Here is a 17,102-nt window from a genome sequence, read left to right as displayed (position 1 = left end):
CTGAAGACAATCTTTTTCTATCTTGCCAGTTCTTTTATTTGCCGATCGGCATGAACCGCCGGACGTCCGACGGAATGATAAGTGAATCCTGAAACCCTCATATATTCCAACGGAAACATATTTCTGCCGTCAATGATGACCGGCTGTTTGAGCAGCTGCTTCACTCTCTGAAGATCCATCTCCTTGACTTCCGGCCAATCTGTTGTAATCAGGCATGCGTCCGCGTTTTTGATGGCACTGTACAGCTCTGTGTGATATTCAATGCCGCCGTCTCCTAATATCGCTGACGCTTCGGGAATCGCGATCGGATCATACGCTTTCACGTGAGCGCCCTGCTCTTTAAGACTTGTGATGATATCAAGAGCCGGGGCGGAGCGGACGTCATTTGTGTGCGGTTTAAAGGCCAGCCCCAGTACGGCCGCGGTTTTCCCTTTTAAGGGACCGATGGCGCGGTTCAATTTTTCCGTAATACGGACCCGCTGCTTCTGATTGGTTTCAATGACGGCTTCCATCATTTGAAACGGATAGCCGGCGGCGTTTGCGATATGCAATAAAGCCGTTGTATCCTTCGGAAAGCAGGATCCGCCGAATCCGATGCCCGCCTGGAGAAATTTATTCCCGATCCGGCTGTCAAGACCGACGCCTTCTGACACGTGGGAAATGTCCGCCCCGACACGTTCGCAAATATTGGCGATATCGTTAATAAAAGATATTTTGGCGGCTAAAAAAGCATTTGCGGCATACTTAATCATTTCCGCGCTTTCAAGATTGGTCTTTACGATCTTCGTACGGAACGGCTTATGAAGCTCTTCAATGACCGAAGCGGCATGTTCGCTTGTGGCGCCGATGACCGCCCGCTCCATCTGCATCGTATCCCGCACCGCCGAACCTTCGCGGAGGAATTCAGGATTTGACGCGACATCAAACGGATATTTTCCCTTTGACGCTTCGCTGACGATTTGGTAAACGAGCTTTCCTGTCCCGACCGGAACAGTGCTTTTGGTGACAATGATTTTGTATCCGTTCAGCTGTTCTCCGATTGTTTGCGCCGCTGCCTTAATGTAGGTCAAATCGGCTTCACCCGTCTTTGACATCGGCGTACCGACGGCGATATAGATGATATCAGCGGCTTTCACTGCCGGCTCAGTGCCGGCCGTAAAGGATAAGCGCCCGGCACTGACATTTTTTTCGGCTAATTCCTCAAGCCCCGGTTCATATATCGGGATGACTCCGTTTTGCAAGCTTCTGATTTTCGCTTCATTGATGTCACAGCAAGTCACATGATGGCCGATTTCCGCAAAACAAGTTCCAGATACAAGACCTACATACCCTGTTCCTAATACAGCGATTTTTTTCACAGCTTCATCCCTCTTTCGAAAGGTTCTCCTCTTGCCCGGCCCGGTTCATTACGGATCGGTATTTCTCTTTCAGCGTTTTCGCGTTTTGGCTTGCGTCAAAATACGTGCGGACGGTTTGATAAAGTTCCTCGGCTGTTTGCGGCGTCCAAGCCTCTCCTTCGTCATATTGCAGAATCGATTCTGCAAGCGTCTCAGGTGAACCCGGCTTGATCAGCAACCCCCGGTGTTTCCCGAATAAAGAAGCCAATCCTCCGACATCGGTGCAGATCACCGGCACCTTCAGAGCGAGCGCCTCAATGACCACAGTCGGCATGCCTTCGCTGTAGGACGGCAGCGCCATTACATCCGAAGCCAGCAGATAGTCCTGTACCTTGTCGTTCGGCACTTGCCCCGTGACGATATGAGCGGCTTCACGCAATGAAGATGCGGCGGGACCGTCACCGACAAAGACGGCTTCATATCTTTCATCCAATGACTGAGCGGCTTTTGATAAGTCGAAAACACCTTTCTCTTTGACAAGCCTGCCGATGAACACGATCAGTTTTTTATCCGGAGGAAGGCCGAGCCGTTTTCTGACGGCTTCTTTCGTCTCGTTCCTTTTTCGGAAGGCGTCAAGCGTGATGCCGATCGGAAGCACGGTGCACTCCGCTTCGATAAGCTTTTTCATTTGTTCCCGCAGACTGCCGCTCACAGCGTAAATATCGGCTGCTTCCCGCACCGCAAATGTAAATGCGCGATGAGCGCTTTTGCTGTAATGCGGATAGACATTGACATCACTGCCATGCAAGGTCAGCACATACGGAATGCCTAAAGCCTTTGACACAATGGCGGCCGCTCCGCCTGACGGCATGGCGAAATGCGCGTGAATCAGATCGGGCTTCAGGCCATGATTTTTAATTTCGGAAAGAATGGATTCCGCCATTCTTTTATGCGGCTGCGCCCATTTCAGCTGCCCGGGAACCGCCTGATAAAACGGCCGGTGGACGGACACGCCTTTCCGCCATTCATGCGCCGGCCTGATATCCTTTTGCCGATACGTCTTTTTCAGCACCCGGAATGGCGCGGCGAGTTTCGGCCGCGGACAAATGACGGTCATCTCCGCGCCAAGCCTTCTCAGTTCTTGGGCCTGCGTCTCATGAAAAACGCCTTCTCCCGGCTTCTCACTGCTCGGATAGACACTTGTCATCCACAATACCTTCATAGCAAACGTCCTTTTCTTAATTTACTTTTCATATGCGGATAAGCTTTTCCTAACAGGAATAAATAACACAACGCGCCGCAGGCTACGGAGATCGCCAGCCGCAGCTTGACATCAAGGCTGATCCGCTCCGTGCCGAAGCTGGCTGTAAAGGCGATGACACCCATTGCCGCCGTAAGCACAAACGGTTTGGCCACGGCTTTGAAGTAAGCCGACAGCCGCAGCTTAATGACATATGCCAACAGCCAGCGCCCGATCAGGAAATTCAGGATGCTGATGAAAGCGTACGTCCAGGCTACCGTCAAGAGATTTCCGGACAGCACGGCGGCGTACAAAGATGCACCATACAGCAGCATCACCCCGGCGTCCCAATAAAACGCCAGATCGGCCCGCCCTTTTGCGAGCAGCACAGATCCGTTCGGATTCATCAGAACCCTTAATATCCCGACGATGGCGAGAACGTTTAAAACCGGGACAGCCGCCAGCCATTTTTCTCCGAATACCGAAGCCACGAATGCATCCGACACTGAAACCAAACCGAGCAAAAGTGGAAAGGATATCAGCGCGAGTATTTTGGTCATATTGAGAAATCCTTCTCTGATAACGCTGTTTTCATGCTTGTTTTTCGCAAAGACGGGAAACGCAACTCTCGTAATGATCGGATTAATTTTTAATACCGGAAGCGTGACAATCTGGTAGGCCAGATTGTAAATGCCGAGCGCCTCAGCGCCGATAAAACTGCCGATCAGAATCATATCAATATTCGCTCCGAGCCGGTTCACAAGCCGGGAAGACAGCTGAAAGGCCCCGAAAGAAAAGAAACCTTTCATTCCTTTCAGATCAAAAACCAACGCCGGTCTCCATGTTTTTCTGCAGGCCATCCAGTACAGAATCCCTTTCGACGATTGCAGCAGCACCTGAGAAATCACATAGGCGAGAATCGGGTCCGTATAAAAAACCGCGGCCGCCAAATACACGAAGGACAGCACATTTGAAAAGATTTCAATCTTGCTTAACGTGTTAAATGCCAGCGCTTTTTGCAGCATATACTGGTATTGCTGACCGATCGGCGCGATTAAAAACATAACGGCCAGCACGCGGATTAAATAGACAAGCTCCTCCCGCCGATAAAAATCGGCGATGAGCGGACTGCTGAAAAACAGCAGCGCAAACAGCGCAAGCCCCGTTATGATATTCAGCCAGTACAAGGAAGACATCTGTTTATCAGTCACATGATCTTTTTGAATGAGCGCGGCGCCAAAACCCATATCCAGCGCAATTTGGGCAAACACCACTACCGTTGTGATCATGCCGACAAGGCCGAATTCAGCCAGTGACATGACCCGCCCGAGCAGGGCGAATTGGACGATTTGAATGACCGTAATACACGCTGTCGAAATACTTGTCCATTTGGCGCCGCTCAAGATTTGATTTGTAATACTAGGCATCGTTTTCCCTACTTTTTTGTCTGCTGACCAGAATTTTTATCGCGCCCCGTCACCGGTCCAGATCACTTTGCACGTTTTGAGCATAATCTTCAGTTCCAATGAAAAGGTCAGGTTGCGGATATAATATAAGTCAAACATCAGTTTTTCCCTCGGTGTCATGTCATATCCCCCGTTGACCTGCGCCCAGCCGCTTAATCCCGGCTTAACGGCCAGCCGCTCCGTAAACCCCGGAATCTCAGCCTGAAACTGTTCCGTAAACACGGGACGCTCGGGACGCGGGCCGATCAGGCTCATTTCTCCCCGAAGCACATTTACCAGCTGCGGCAGCTCATCAATACGGGTCCTTCTGATAAAAGCGCCGACCTTTGTCACGCGGGGATCCTTTTTCAGCGCCCAGACCGCCCCCGATTTTTCAGCATCTATTTTCATAGAGCGGAGCTTATACAAATAAAACGGCTTCCCGTCTTTGCCTACCCGCTCCTGCTTATAAAAAGCCGGGCCGGGCGACTCCAAACGAATCAGTATGGAGAACAGGCCCATCACCGGGAGCGCCGCCAAGAGCCCCGCAAGCGCAAACACAATGTCCATGAATCGCTTAAAAGCCAAATAACGGGCCGTTCTTTCCGTAACGGCAGCGGAAGTCCCCTGCCGCACTGCATAGTTATTATTTACATTCATGCTTTTCTCTGCTCCCACTGACACACACCTCACGATTTGTTGGGATGTTTGATGACCTATGCCGTGAGTTTAGCAGATGGATGTTAATTGGAAGTAAAGGAAGCGTTAATGTTTATTAGAATGTTTCGATTATTGTTTTTTTATTGTAAATCTATTCATATCCATATTTGAGACAAAGCATAATGAAAAATAAAAAAACAGACCGGTATGAACCGGTCTGTTTCCATGAAAAAATTATCGGAAATAGGAGGAAACGCCTTGGGTGATCCCCGCCGCGAGTCTGTCCTTTTTCGTTGATTGTTTTAAAATATTGGCATCAATCGGGCTTGTGACAAAACCGGTTTCTAACAAGACACTCGGCATTTTAGAATACTTAATGACGTAAAATCCGGCAGTTTTCACACTGCGGTCACGCGTGCCGAGAGCAGAAACCATTCTCGGCTGAATATTTTGGGCAAGCCTCAGACTGTTTGCGGATTGGTACGTTTTATCATAATACGTCTCCGTACCGTTTGCACTGCTGTTATCATTTGCGTTCGCATGGACGCTGATGAAAATATCGGCGTTCGCCTTCGCCCCTTTGTTCACTCTCTCCTCAAGCGAGTCAAAGGTGTCGCCCTTCCTCGACATTACAGTAAGCGCGCCCGCGCCGTATAATTGATTGTTAAGACGCGTAGCGATATCAAGGTTTACATTTTTCTCAAGCAAGCCGTTTCCGGTTGCACCTGAATCCTGATAGCCATGCCCCGGATCAATAAAGACCGTTTTGCCGACAACCGGATTTTTAAGCTGCGACGCGGCATTGTTGCTTAAAGATGAAGCACTTCCTATGACAGTGAAGCTGGTGATGTTTTTACTTCCGATATACGTCCGGACGTCTTTTGACAGACTGTCTCCATTCGTCAGCAGGTGAACTCTTCCCTGTTTGGCGCTCAGCACGCCTCCGACGATGGTATCCGCCTCTTTAAAGCCATTGGTAACAAACGTATAGCCTGTGCTTAAGCCTGTCTTTTTTGCAAGATTCACAGACAGGTTATAGCGGTTTTTGCCGCTGATTCTTGAAGGGTTCGGCAGTTTATTGTAAAGTGAGCTGCTGATGCTGCTTGTCCCGCCGATGACAATCGTGTTTTTAATCCCCAAGCTTTTGATCGCATTGGACGTAGAACCATTTAATGTCGAATCATTAGTGAATAAAATCGGATATTTTTTAGCGGACGCATAAGAAATCGCAGCCATTCCATCTGCATCAACAAACCCGTTGACCACAAGGGCTGTAGAAGATCTTGTCATTTCACCCGCCACTTTTGCGGCTGTGGCATATCTCGTGCTCCCTGATAATCGTTTGACACTGATGCCTAATTTAGCAATTTGATTTTCAGTATTTTTCGAAACGGCAGGTGTGCCGCCTACGATAATCACATTTTTCGTTTTTAAATCAATTAATCCCTTTTTTGTGCCGGCAGACAGCTGATCTTTATTTGTAAACAGCAGCGGCGCATTTTTTTGATATGAAAGCGGCGCAGCGGCAATTGCATCGGCATATGAAGTTCCGCCGGTGATAATGACCGTTTTCGCTTCACCCCATGATTGTTTTGCCGCCAGTACAGCCGTATCATACCGGGTGCTTCCGCCGATCCTTTTAACCGTGTTGTCAGCCAAAGCGGAAGGGACAAATAGAATGACCCCGAGAATAAAGACGGGGAGACATTTTATGATGAATTTCAATCCGATCTCCTCCACAGAAGTTTAGTAGTTTGTAAGTGCTGTATTAGGATAATAGAACGCAAGAATAGAAGTATACGGCTCTCCGGCCTCCGCTCTTTCTTTTGCTCCGTATTGACTCATTCCTACGCCGTGACCGTACCCCTTTCCTGATATCGTGATTTGCGAAGAATTACCGGACGCACTGGCGTATGTGCTTTTAAAAGATGAAGCTCCGATCATCGTCCTGAGTTCAGACGCTTTCACCTCAACAGATGCAGTCTTGTTCATGACATAGCCCTTCGACTTGTCATTCACATGGTACGTGACCTTCACCGCGGCGTCTTCCGCGCGCTGGCCTTTTGTTTTTCCGGTGAGCGAGAGATCAGAGATGCTTGCAATTTTTATGGAACTTGCATTGGTTTCTTTATTTTTCATCAGCCAATTTTTTATTCCGTTGAGCTGCGCGGCATTTGCTTCGTTTGTTTTAGACCACCAGGATGCGGGGTTTTTCATATCCAGACCCGCTGGCAGCTGCTGCTTCTGCAATGTTAAAGACCAGCTGATTTCCGGATCTTTTGTATCCTTTTTGGCTACTAAATACGGCACTTTCGATCCCCACACTTCATCGCCGGATTCCATGTAACCGCCATTGCTTGATGAGTAAGTGGCATCTATCAATCTGCCGGAATAAGTGAGCACTTTCCCTTTTGTTCCGTTAACGGCTGCGGTGGCGTTTGGATACCAGCTGTATCCCCCGTAAACCTGAAAGGCCGTTGTATCCGCGACTGTTTGTCCCATCTTGCCGATAGAGTAGGTGCGGGCAGCAACAGCCTGGGCTTTCAGCGCTTCTGTCGGCCAGCTTCCCGGCATTTCATTCGGCAGGACACCTTTCAGATAATCCTCAAAAGGAATGTTTTCATTAACAGGTCTTACATATTTGCCGGATTCCGCAGTGAAACTCATATTCCCCAGATATGGCTTCCCGTCAATGCTGATTGTGTTTGCTGTTGAATATTTTTCAGGAACCGCCTTGAAAGACGTTTTTCCGCTGTTAATGCCTGCAACGCCTAATTTGCCGCCGGACGTTTCAATACGGTATGTCTTTCCGTTTACGAGATAAAACTCTTTTGCGTAAGCAGCCTTAACTGAATCGGCAATTGAATTTGCGCTGCCTATTAATGTATAAGAATAGGTGCCTTTCGTTTTAAAAAGGCTGGCCTCGTCGGCGGGTGTTTCGCTTTTTTTGATGTATACAAGCGGCATGTGATTTGCGGCGGCAATATTTGATCCGACAACGATGTCCGCTAATTTAGTCCCGTTGGCAGCCACCGTTTTGCTTGCATCCATGCCGAGCGAAGTGACTGCGTTTGCTGATATTTGATATCTGTTTGATCCGGTAATTCTTTTGGTGACCGAGGCCTTCTTTTTAATTTGATTCTCCACATCTTTGCTGACGCTTGAAGTGCCTCCCATGATGATCACTTTTTTAGGCAGATTGTAGCTCGGAAGGGAGTCTTTTTTCGTCAGGAGAATCGGATAGCCGTTTTGCGCAGCATAAGGCGCGATTGCCAGCGCATCCGTATATACATCCCCCGTTACTACGACCGCCTGGTCATAGCTGCCCATTTCGGCCGCAATATTTTTGGACAGATCATATCTGTTTTTTCCGCTGATCCGTTTCGTACGGCCGTATTTCTTCAATGTCTTTTCCGCGGCTGACGAAATACTGTTCGTCCCGCCGATGATTAAAATATTATCCGGACTGAATTTCTTGATTTGCGCTTCTGTGCTGCTGCTCAGTTTTTTCGCTTCAGTCAGCAGAACAGGCGCTTTCAGTTTATTCGCTAAAGGAATGACGGAAAGCGTGTCCGCAAAATAAGCATCCGTATTAACGACGACTACGTTGGATGGGTTTTTCCAATACTTGGATGTCGCAGCGTTAGCCGTATCATATTTGGACGCGCCTCCCAATCTGGCAACGGAGGAGACATCGCTTCCCGTCAGTTTATAAGTTCCTGAAGGTTCGATATTCAGAGTCGATTTATTACCAATATAATTCGTCAGTTTTACTGAGATATCAGAACTGGACGCAAAAGTGCTTTCCGGTAATAAAGCCAGGCTGAATATCACAGAAAAACAGACAGCCCATATTGTTTTCTTCAATTTTTATCCCGCCTTTTGCTGATCATGGTGTATTATTTTGCTTTCTCGATTTCCTTGATCTCTTTTTGGCCTTTATCATTTGTGAAATACGTAATGCTGACTTTGTCATTTTCGCTGAATTTATTCAGAACATCAGAGAAGTCATCAGAAAATTCAAAGCTGACGGGCTGATCATCCACTTTTACTTCAATTGTGTGCGTATCCGCCATACCGACATAATATGCCGTTTCTTTTTGAGCCTGGTTCTCCGAAGAACCGCTTCCCTTCTTTGATTGATCCGCCGTTCCGCACGCTGCCAATACAACAGAAAAAAGCAGTATTAAGAACGAAGCTGCAATAGTTTTTTTCATTTTTTTCACCTCATCTTTATGTATCGTCTTATACTAACTTTTTTTTAAGGTAATTTTAAGGTCTTTTTGTAACCTTTTTTTAAGAATTTCGTCTATTACATGGTTATAAGTAAAAATATGACTGGGTTTATAAAGATTAGTAAATTGTATCAGGAAAGTTAATAGAAAAGGTGATGACAAATGAGAGCTGAACGAAAAAGAAAGAAGAAAAAAGTTCTTCTGACAATCGTAACAATCATCGGGCTGTTAGTTTTATCATCAGGAGGCTACGTCTACTACTTGTGGCACAAAGCGGCTTCAACGGTGGCAAGCATTCAGGAAGACTTGAAAAAATCGGACAAACGTGACACGGATATAGATCTCGGAAAGAAGGATCCGATTTCTGTTTTAATCATGGGCGTCGATGAGCGGAAAAATGACAAAGGGCGCGCGGATACGATGATTTATATGACCGTCAATCCTAAAACGAATACAACAGAAATGGTCAGCATTCCGCGTGATACGTATACGAAAATCTCCGGCAAAGGTACGATGGATAAAATCAACCACTCCTATGCTTTCGGCGGAACGCAGATGGCCGCGGATACCGTCGAGGACCTGCTTGACGTGCCGGTAGATTATTTTGTGAAAGTAAACATGGAGAGCTTCAAAGATACCGTGGATACACTCGGCGGGATTACGGTGAACAGCACGTTTGCCTTCAACTACGACGGGCACTCTTTCGGAACGGGGAACATCAGCCTGAACGGCGAAGAAGCACTTGCCTACACGCGTATGAGAAAAGAAGATCCCCGGGGGGATTTCGGCAGGCAGCAGCGCCAGCGCCAAGTGATTGAAGGGATTATTTCTAAAGGGGCAAACATCTCGTCTGTCACGAAATTCGGAGATATGTTTAAGGTCATTGAAAACAATATGAAAACAAACATGTCATTCGATGATATGTGGACGGTTATGACTGACTATAAAAACGCCCGCAGCAAAGTCACTCAGCATGAACTGAAGGGAACGGGAACGAGAATCAACAATATCTATTATTACAAATTAGATGAAGCAAGCCTCGCTTCAGTCAAAAAAGAATTAAAAGAAAGCCTGAAATAATAAAAAACTCTGCATATGATGCAGAGTTTTTTTATTCTGTAAAAGGCTGCGGACGGGTTTTTCTATAGCCGTACCGATAAAGCAGTTCTTCCACAATCCGTTTTGAAGCCGATCCGTCACCATAAGGGTTTGACGCCTTTGACATCCGTTCATATTCAGCCTGATCGGTTAAGAGCTGTTTTGTCAGCTGATACACCGTTTCTTCATCTGTACCCGCCAGCTTTAATGTCCCGGCTTTCACTCCTTCGGGGCGCTCGGTTGTGTCCCTAAGCACCAAGACCGGCTTTCCGAGAGAAGGCGCTTCCTCCTGAACCCCGCCTGAGTCGGTCAAAATGAAACTTGCTTTCGCAGCGAAGTTATGGAAATCCACGACCTCCAGAGGTTCTATTAAGTGCACCCTGTCCGAATCAGCGAAATGGGCTTCTGCGGCCTCACGAACTGCGGGATTCAAATGAACGGGATAAACGACTTGTACGTCCTCAAACTCTTCAACGACTCTTCTGACGGCCTTAAACATCTGTTCCATCGGCCTGCCTAAATTTTCACGTCTGTGCGCTGTTAAAAGAATCATCCTGCTTCCTTCCAGCTTGTCAAAAATCGGATGAAAATAATCTTCCCGCACTGTCGTTTGAAGCGCGTCTATCGCTGTATTTCCCGTGACAAATATAGAATCCGGCTTTTTATTTTCAGAAAGCAGATTCTGCTCGGCCTGGCTTGTCGGCGCAAAATTCACATCAGCCATCACGCCCGTCATCTGCCGATTGATTTCCTCAGGGAAAGGAGAGTATTTATTATGCGTACGCAGACCGGCTTCCACATGGCCGACGGCGATTTGATGATAAAAGGCGGCAAGGCTTCCGGCGAACGTTGTCGTCGTATCTCCGTGGACCAAAACGATATCTGGTTTTACTTCTTGGAACAGCTTGTCCAGTTTCAGCAAAGCATGAGATGTAATTTCTGAAAGCGTTTGACGCTCTTTCATAATATTCAAATCAAAATCAGGCGTAATGCTGAATGCTTCAAGCACTTGATCCAGCATCTGTCTGTGCTGTGCGGTTACAGTCACCAGCGAATCAATTTCCTGATATTTTTCAAGCTCTAATACGAGCGGAGCCATTTTAATTGCTTCAGGTCTTGTACCGAATACGGTCATTACTTTTAGTTTTTTCAACGGTTTGTCTGCACCTCGTTTTATATGTCGGATATCCCTTCATGTTAACATATTTATGCCGTTTCTTAGATATTGTAAAGCTTAATGGCAAACAAAGCAAAAACCGTTACAAGACTCTTTGAAAGCGGATTAAAAGGTGTGAATTTTAATCAATTGTGGTAAAGTGGAAAAAGACTAGGTTATAGTTCTGAAAAAAAGATTTTGCAGAAACAAGGATGGTGTTATTCAGTGAAGAAAGTACGCAAAGCCATTATTCCGGCAGCAGGTTTAGGCACTCGTTTTTTGCCGGCCACAAAAGCAATGCCTAAAGAAATGCTTCCAATCGTTGATAAGCCGACAATTCAGTATATTATCGAAGAAGCTGTCGAATCCGGCATCGAAGATATTATTATCGTAACCGGAAAAGGAAAAAGAGCAATAGAAGACCATTTCGACAATGCCCCTGAACTGGAACGCAATTTAGAAGAAAAAGGGAAAATCGAACTGCTTCAAAAAGTGAAAAAATCGTCAAATATTGCGGATATCCACTATATTCGCCAAAAAGAGCCAAAAGGACTCGGTCATGCCGTTTGGTGCGCACGCAACTTCATCGGCGATGAACCTTTCGCCGTTCTTCTCGGCGATGATATTGTCCAGGCTGAAAAACCGGGACTTCGTCAGCTGATGGATGAATACGAAAAAACATTGTCTTCAATCATCGGTGTTCAGCAAGTTCCTGAAAACGACACACACCGCTACGGAATTATCGATCCGTTAACAAATGAAGGCCGCCGTTACCAGGTCAAAAATTTTGTAGAGAAGCCTGAACCGGGCACAGCTCCTTCCAACTTGGCTATTTTAGGAAGATACGTTTTCACTCCTGAAATTTTCATGTACCTGGAACAGCAGGAAGTCGGTGCAGGAGGAGAAATTCAATTAACGGACGCCATCCAAAAGCTCAATGACATTCAGCGTGTCTTCGCTTATGATTTCGAAGGAAAACGTTACGATGTCGGTGAAAAACTCGGATTTATCGAGACGACGCTTGAATTTGCCTTACAGGATCAGGATATCCGCCATAAATTAATTCCGTTCATGAAGGATCTTCTTGAAAAAGAAGAAGCTGACGAATAGAAAAAGCTGCCGAATCCGGCAGCTTTTTTTATGTGATCTTTACTTTTTAGACGTTACGGTCAGTGTTTTATCAGCATTGTTCACCGAAAAAGTATATTCCTGGTTTTTAAGCATGAGCAAATTCTGATTGATTTTGCTGCCGCCTTTTTCACTTAAAGCTGAGATGTCTGCGGGACGCGATAAATGAAAAATCACTTCGGAGACTGTATCCTTGTCAATCACTACATCCGTTTTTGCATCGGATGTTTTTAATACGTTCCGTCCGTCAGCCGTTTGTCCGGCAGCTGGATTTTTCAGTTTACTCTGCACATCGTCCCGGCTTTTATTGAGATATGAGAGAAACTCTTCTGCTGTTTGGCTTGATAAACTGCCGCTGAAATCATTAAGCTGAACATCCGTCTTTTTTAAAGCGTTCACTTTATACAGATCAGTCTTTTTCATAAAGTACTCTTTATCGTTTAATTTCACTTTGGCCGCCTGGTTATTTTCGGCTTCTACCTGCACCTTCGTGCCGAAATTTACACTTGCGGAGGCTTTTCCTTTTATATCTTTTTCAGTATAAAGGTCCGCCTTTTCAGCTTTTACCAAAGCAGGTTTATTCACAGACTCATAAAGGCCGGCATCGCTCTGTTTGACGTGACCGAAAGATGTAATCGCACGCAGTGGCTTGTCTGAAAACATCGAAGCACCCGCGCCGACAGCCAGCAATGCAAGCAGCGTAATCTGTATCGTATTGGCAATGAATTTAGGCTTCGCTTTCTTTTGCTGCGCCTGACTGATTTTCTGTTCCTCGGCTGCCCGCGTTCTGCCTTCAATCTGCTCGTTTTGATATTTCTTCTTTTCTTTCTTTGAAAGCTTGTTGAACCAATCCACAAAAGCTTTATATTCTTTCACAACGGCTTTCGTTTCGTCGAACATGCGCATTTCGCCGTAATGCATCCAAGCCACCCGATCACACATTTTCTCAATCTGTCCGATGGAATGACTGACGAAAAAGATCGTTTTGCCGCGTTCTTTAAATTCCGTAATGCGGTCCACACATTTCTGATAGAAAGTCTGGTCCCCTACTGAGAGCGCCTCATCAATAATAAGGATGTCAGGGTCCATATGCGCCGATATGGCAAAACCGAGACGGGATTTCATACCGCTTGAATAGCTTTTAACAGGCTGATCTATAAAGTCGCCGATATCCGCGAATTCAACGATTTTTTCATAAAGCTCGTCTATCTGCCGATTGTTGAGACCCATCATCAAGCATTTTAAACGAATGTTGTCTTTACCGCTTAATTGATTGTTTAATCCGGCAGAAATCGCGATTAAAGACGGCTGCCCGTTCATATCAATCTCACCGCTTGTCGGCGGAATGATCTTTGCAAGCAGATTGGACATCGTTGATTTTCCCGAACCGTTGATTCCTACGAATCCGATCGTTTCCCCTTCATAGACGTCAAAAGAAACATTTCGGACAGCGAAAAAACCTTTTTGATTTCTGTTTGGGAAAAACAGTCCTTTAATTTTGTCAGACTGTTTTTTATATAGAAAATACTGTTTTGAAACATTTCTGAACGAAACTTTTAGTTTCATCGTATAATCTCCTTACTATATTAAAGAAAGTCAACAAACTTATCTCTGAATTTCATATGAAGAAGTGAACCGACTGTTAATAACAGCAGTGTGACGAACCAGAAATACAGCGTGTATTTCACATCGTGGAAAAACCACTGCCCTTCCATAAAGCTGTCTCTAAAGCCCTCGATAATATAGAAAAGAGGGTTTAACTTCAAGATGGTCAAAACTTCAGGTCTGTTTCCGAATTTCTCCGCAATGTCCCAGAAAATCGGCAGAAGAAAAAAGAGCAGCCTTGTGACGGCTTGAAGCAAAAACTGATAGTCCCTGATTAAAACGCTGATGGTTGAATTAAACAGGCCGAAAGCAAACATAAAACTGATCATGCAAAACAAGTAATAAATATATTGCAGCCAGTGAAGCGTCGGAAACAGTCCGTTGCTCAGCAGCACAATAATATAAATCGCCATCATCACAAAGTAACTGAATAAATTCGATGCTATCACTACAGAAGGCAGTGAACTGATCGGAAAGTTCATTTTCGACACTAAATTTATCCGTTTAAAAACGCTGTTAGATGCATCCAGTATCGTCGGACTGATAAAGAACCAAGGAATTAAGCCGGCCAGCATCCAGACGATGAACGGTACGCTGTCTCCATTTCCAAGCACCATATCATGTCCGCCGCGAATCCCGAGACCAAATACGAACCAGTAAGCCAGCATTTGAATCATAGGGTTGAGAAACTGCCACAATATACCCAAATAGTTCACTTGATACTTTGATTTCGTTTCGTACACTGCAAGCCGCATAATCAGCGGAAATGAGTTGAATTGCTCTTTCAGAATTTTTACCAATGCATTCATTCTAATCTTCCTTAGTCGTAAGTTTTAGGTAATAGCTTTGACTTACAAAAGCACCGCTCATAATTGTAACAGATTACGATGTATTTTTCACTTCATAACAAGCCTGAGTCCCATGAGCGCAACATGCCGTCACTTAAGCAAAAAAGCATAATTAACGTGGTTAAATTATGCTTTTTTGCACTTATTTACTTGTCCCCGAAAATCACTTTTACTGCTTTTTCAGACGATTCCCCGGTTTCTAAATAACAGAACTTCTCGTAAAAAGGCCCGAATGAATCCGGAAGCTTATAATCATCTGATTCCGTTTCATTGACCCATTTGATAACGTCACCTGTTTCTTTGACAAGCGGACCGGGCGCTTCTTTTTCAAAGTCAAAGTAAAACCCTCTGAGTTTATCCCGGTACGTTTCGATATCAGGCACATAAAACAGCATCGGTCTTTTCAGATTTGCATAGTCAAAAAAGACAGAGGAATAGTCCGTTATGAGTAAATCAGAGACCATATACAGCTCACGGATATCTTCGTAGCTGGAGAAATCATACGCAAATCCTTCATACGGTCCGAGATCAAAGTTTTCCGCCACGAGATAATGCATTCGTAAAATAATGACATAACGATCGCCGATCGCTTCTCTCAATTGATGAAGGTCTAAATCAAGGTCAAACTTGTATTTTCCCTTCTTATAAAATTGGTCATCCCGCCATGTCGGTGCGTAGATAATCACTTTTTTATCTTGCGGAAGATTCATTTTTTCTTTCAGCGCTTTGATGACAGAAGGGCTGTTATCCGTTTGAAGGAAGTCATTCCGCGGATATCCCGATTCAATCATGGTTTTATTAAACTGAAACGCCCGGGCGAATATTTCGGTTGAATATGCGTTCGGTGAAATCAGGTAATCCCACTTTGAAGCCTCTGTCGTAAAGTTGCGCTTGTATTTTTCAGTGTTTGTTCCCGGCATATGCACTTCATCCATATCTACGGCAAGGCGCTTTAAAGGCGTGCCATGCCATGTCTGGACATATGTCGTATGCTCAGGTTTCGGAATCCACAGCGGCATACGGCTGTTGACAACCCAGTACTCGGCTCTTGCCATGGCGAACAGCCATTTGAACGTAAAGCGTTCGATATAAGGAATTCCTTTATCTTTAAATGTCTGTGAGTAAGCGGGGTTTACACTCCAGCAGAGACGGTATTCCGGCATCTCTTTGCTCATGTATTCATAAATCGCCCGCGGGTTGCAGCTGTACTGTTTTCCGGCAAAACTTTCAAACATGACAAATTTCTGTTTGACAGGCAGTTTCCCCGCAACCCTGAATCCCGCTTTATAAGTGTTTTGTATTCTTTTCTCAATGAACTTTTTCAGCTTATTCTTTCTCTTGCGTACAAAGGAAGCGCCCCGTTTCAGCTTTCCTTTCACAAAATACTCCACGCGGGTGCTGAAGCTGTAATCGTTCATTCTCAGGTGGAGATTTTTCGTTTTCTTTTTCGTGAAAACGTGAAATCTGGCAGGCCCTTTCTCCGTTTTCAGGATCGTGAATTGGTTAGGGTTTACTTGTTCAGATTTCAGAACCTTTAACGGTTTGCTGTTGGTGATAATCTCTTCACCCGTCCCGGCATCTTCAAAAATGAATTGAATATGGAATTGAAAGATTAGCTGCTGATTCAATTCTTTATAAACGGCATTCAAATCAATTTTTGTATCAAAGCCTATCGTGTCAAGCATCGTTGTGTCCTGAACATATTCATCAAGGTCGTGTCTCGGCACATCGTGAAGCGGATACTTCAGAATGAGAGGCTCCTCTTCTTTTCCTTTTTTCATTTTCAGAATCAGGTTTTTTTCTTTTATCTTTAAGGTTTCTGCCGCATTCAGCCGGAATGCAAAACCTTTCAGATGTAAGCTGCCGTCAGATTCGAGCTCCATTTCATCAATCCGCGTGACAAACTTTTTCTGCAGCAGCTTTAAGGAGAAATTCCCTTTCTTCGTCGTGTAAGGGAAAAAGAACATATGATGAGCCTCATCTTTATAAGAAGACAGTTCAATAGGTTCAAGGCTGGATTTTAACCGTTTTTTACTGATATCACTGTCATCATTGATAAAGGAGACATAGAAATCCAGACATCCTTTGCCGTCCGTATGGTCAGAAAGCAGATCCGTGCTCATGACAGCATGGTACTCCCCGCCTTCTCCGGCCAACCGTTTCAGAGGGACGGAAAGTTCCGCTTTTGTCTTACGATTTATAATCTGAAGAGAAGGCTCTTCCCCTGCAGTGACATTTTCACAGGATATCGTAATGCTGAATGTCTCTTCCTTTATGTTAAGATGTTTTAACTTGTATCTGACAGGATTTTCTATACCCATAAAATAAGTCTACTCCTCTGTTTCAATTA

General features: G+C 45.3%; 13 protein-coding genes. 2 read left to right on the top strand and 11 right to left on the bottom strand.

Annotated features, from left to right (window positions below):
* Nucleotides 1–17: 17 nt before the first annotated feature.
* The 7 genes from tuaD to D5S11_RS01255 form a co-directional block, all read right to left on the bottom strand.
* Nucleotides 18–1,358: a UDP-glucose 6-dehydrogenase TuaD gene (gene tuaD / locus D5S11_RS01285; protein WP_108725274.1), complete on the bottom strand. Its 1,341-nt coding sequence runs from the start codon at nt 1,356–1,358 to the stop codon at nt 18–20.
* Between the two features lie 4 nt (nt 1,359–1,362).
* Nucleotides 1,363–2,559 carry a teichuronic acid biosynthesis protein TuaC gene (gene tuaC / locus D5S11_RS01280; RefSeq protein ID WP_108725273.1) on the bottom strand — a complete coding sequence of 399 codons (1,197 nt, stop codon included), beginning with the start codon at nt 2,557–2,559 and terminating at the stop codon, nt 1,363–1,365.
* The gene (tuaB, locus tag D5S11_RS01275) at nt 2,556–4,004 is read right to left on the bottom strand and encodes a teichuronic acid biosynthesis protein TuaB (protein WP_032867093.1); all 1,449 of its coding nucleotides are present in this window, start codon (nt 4,002–4,004) and stop codon (nt 2,556–2,558) included. Before tuaB ends, tuaC begins: the two co-directional genes overlap by 4 nt.
* 36 nt (nt 4,005–4,040) lie before the next feature.
* Nucleotides 4,041–4,700, bottom strand: a complete 660-nt coding sequence (locus tag D5S11_RS01270) for an exopolysaccharide biosynthesis polyprenyl glycosylphosphotransferase (protein WP_003151373.1) — start codon at nt 4,698–4,700, stop codon at nt 4,041–4,043.
* A 216-nt stretch (nt 4,701–4,916) separates the two neighbouring features.
* On the bottom strand, nt 4,917–6,407 hold the full coding sequence (locus D5S11_RS01265; RefSeq protein ID WP_012118582.1) for an N-acetylmuramoyl-L-alanine amidase: 1,491 nt from the start codon (nt 6,405–6,407) through the stop codon (nt 4,917–4,919).
* Nucleotides 6,408–6,428: 21 nt separating this feature from the next.
* The gene (locus tag D5S11_RS01260; protein ID WP_047936256.1) at nt 6,429–8,549 is read right to left on the bottom strand and encodes a SpoIID/LytB domain-containing protein; all 2,121 of its coding nucleotides are present in this window, start codon (nt 8,547–8,549) and stop codon (nt 6,429–6,431) included.
* A gap of 32 nt (nt 8,550–8,581) precedes the next feature.
* Nucleotides 8,582–8,899, bottom strand: coding sequence for a hypothetical protein (locus D5S11_RS01255; protein WP_007407496.1), 318 nt, complete (start codon nt 8,897–8,899; stop codon nt 8,582–8,584).
* Between the two features lie 180 nt (nt 8,900–9,079).
* Between D5S11_RS01255 and tagU the strand changes: the two genes are divergently transcribed.
* Nucleotides 9,080–9,997 (top strand): polyisoprenyl-teichoic acid--peptidoglycan teichoic acid transferase TagU, encoded by a 918-nt coding sequence (gene tagU / locus D5S11_RS01250; protein WP_003151369.1) that lies wholly within the window; start codon nt 9,080–9,082, stop codon nt 9,995–9,997.
* Between the two features lie 31 nt (nt 9,998–10,028).
* Here tagU and wecB read toward each other — a convergent pair whose 3' ends face one another.
* Entirely contained in the window at nt 10,029–11,168 is a 1,140-nt protein-coding gene (gene wecB, locus D5S11_RS01245) for a non-hydrolyzing UDP-N-acetylglucosamine 2-epimerase (protein ID WP_007407497.1), read from the bottom strand.
* A 228-nt stretch (nt 11,169–11,396) separates the two neighbouring features.
* Between wecB and galU the strand changes: the two genes are divergently transcribed.
* Nucleotides 11,397–12,281 carry a UTP--glucose-1-phosphate uridylyltransferase GalU gene (gene galU, locus D5S11_RS01240; protein ID WP_020956427.1) on the top strand — a complete coding sequence of 295 codons (885 nt, stop codon included), beginning with the start codon at nt 11,397–11,399 and terminating at the stop codon, nt 12,279–12,281.
* 39 nt (nt 12,282–12,320) lie between these two features.
* Here galU and tagH read toward each other — a convergent pair whose 3' ends face one another.
* From tagH to D5S11_RS01225, 3 genes are all read right to left on the bottom strand, one after another.
* Nucleotides 12,321–13,865, bottom strand: coding sequence for a teichoic acids export ABC transporter ATP-binding subunit TagH (tagH, locus tag D5S11_RS01235; RefSeq protein ID WP_108725272.1), 1,545 nt, complete (start codon nt 13,863–13,865; stop codon nt 12,321–12,323).
* 20 nt (nt 13,866–13,885) lie between these two features.
* Nucleotides 13,886–14,713: an ABC transporter permease gene (locus D5S11_RS01230; RefSeq protein WP_003151365.1), complete on the bottom strand. Its 828-nt coding sequence runs from the start codon at nt 14,711–14,713 to the stop codon at nt 13,886–13,888.
* A 185-nt stretch (nt 14,714–14,898) separates the two neighbouring features.
* Nucleotides 14,899–17,073 carry a CDP-glycerol glycerophosphotransferase family protein gene (locus D5S11_RS01225; protein ID WP_043021850.1) on the bottom strand — a complete coding sequence of 725 codons (2,175 nt, stop codon included), beginning with the start codon at nt 17,071–17,073 and terminating at the stop codon, nt 14,899–14,901.
* Nucleotides 17,074–17,102: the final 29 nt, after the last annotated feature.

The sequence above is a fragment of the Bacillus sp. L75 genome (assembly GCF_003676355.1).
Taxonomy (GTDB): Bacteria; Bacillota; Bacilli; order Bacillales; family Bacillaceae; genus Bacillus; species Bacillus velezensis.
Note: the sequence above shows the minus strand (reverse complement) of the source record. Positions and strands in the feature narration are given on the sequence as shown.

What these genes read in the sequence shown, in the direction of transcription:
- tuaC (WP_108725273.1), bottom strand. Translation starts at nt 2,559, where the DNA reads ATGAAGGTATTGTGGATGACAAGTGTCTATCCGAGCAGTGAGAAGCCG.
- tuaB (WP_032867093.1), bottom strand. Translation starts at nt 4,004, where the DNA reads ATGCCTAGTATTACAAATCAAATCTTGAGCGGCGCCAAATGGACAAGT.
- D5S11_RS01255 (WP_007407496.1), bottom strand. Translation starts at nt 8,899, where the DNA reads ATGAAAAAAACTATTGCAGCTTCGTTCTTAATACTGCTTTTTTCTGTT.
- tagU (WP_003151369.1), top strand. Translation starts at nt 9,080, where the DNA reads ATGAGAGCTGAACGAAAAAGAAAGAAGAAAAAAGTTCTTCTGACAATC.
- tagH (WP_108725272.1), bottom strand. Translation starts at nt 13,865, where the DNA reads ATGAAACTAAAAGTTTCGTTCAGAAATGTTTCAAAACAGTATTTTCTA.
- D5S11_RS01230 (WP_003151365.1), bottom strand. Translation starts at nt 14,713, where the DNA reads ATGAATGCATTGGTAAAAATTCTGAAAGAGCAATTCAACTCATTTCCG.
- D5S11_RS01225 (WP_043021850.1), bottom strand. Translation starts at nt 17,073, where the DNA reads ATGGGTATAGAAAATCCTGTCAGATACAAGTTAAAACATCTTAACATA.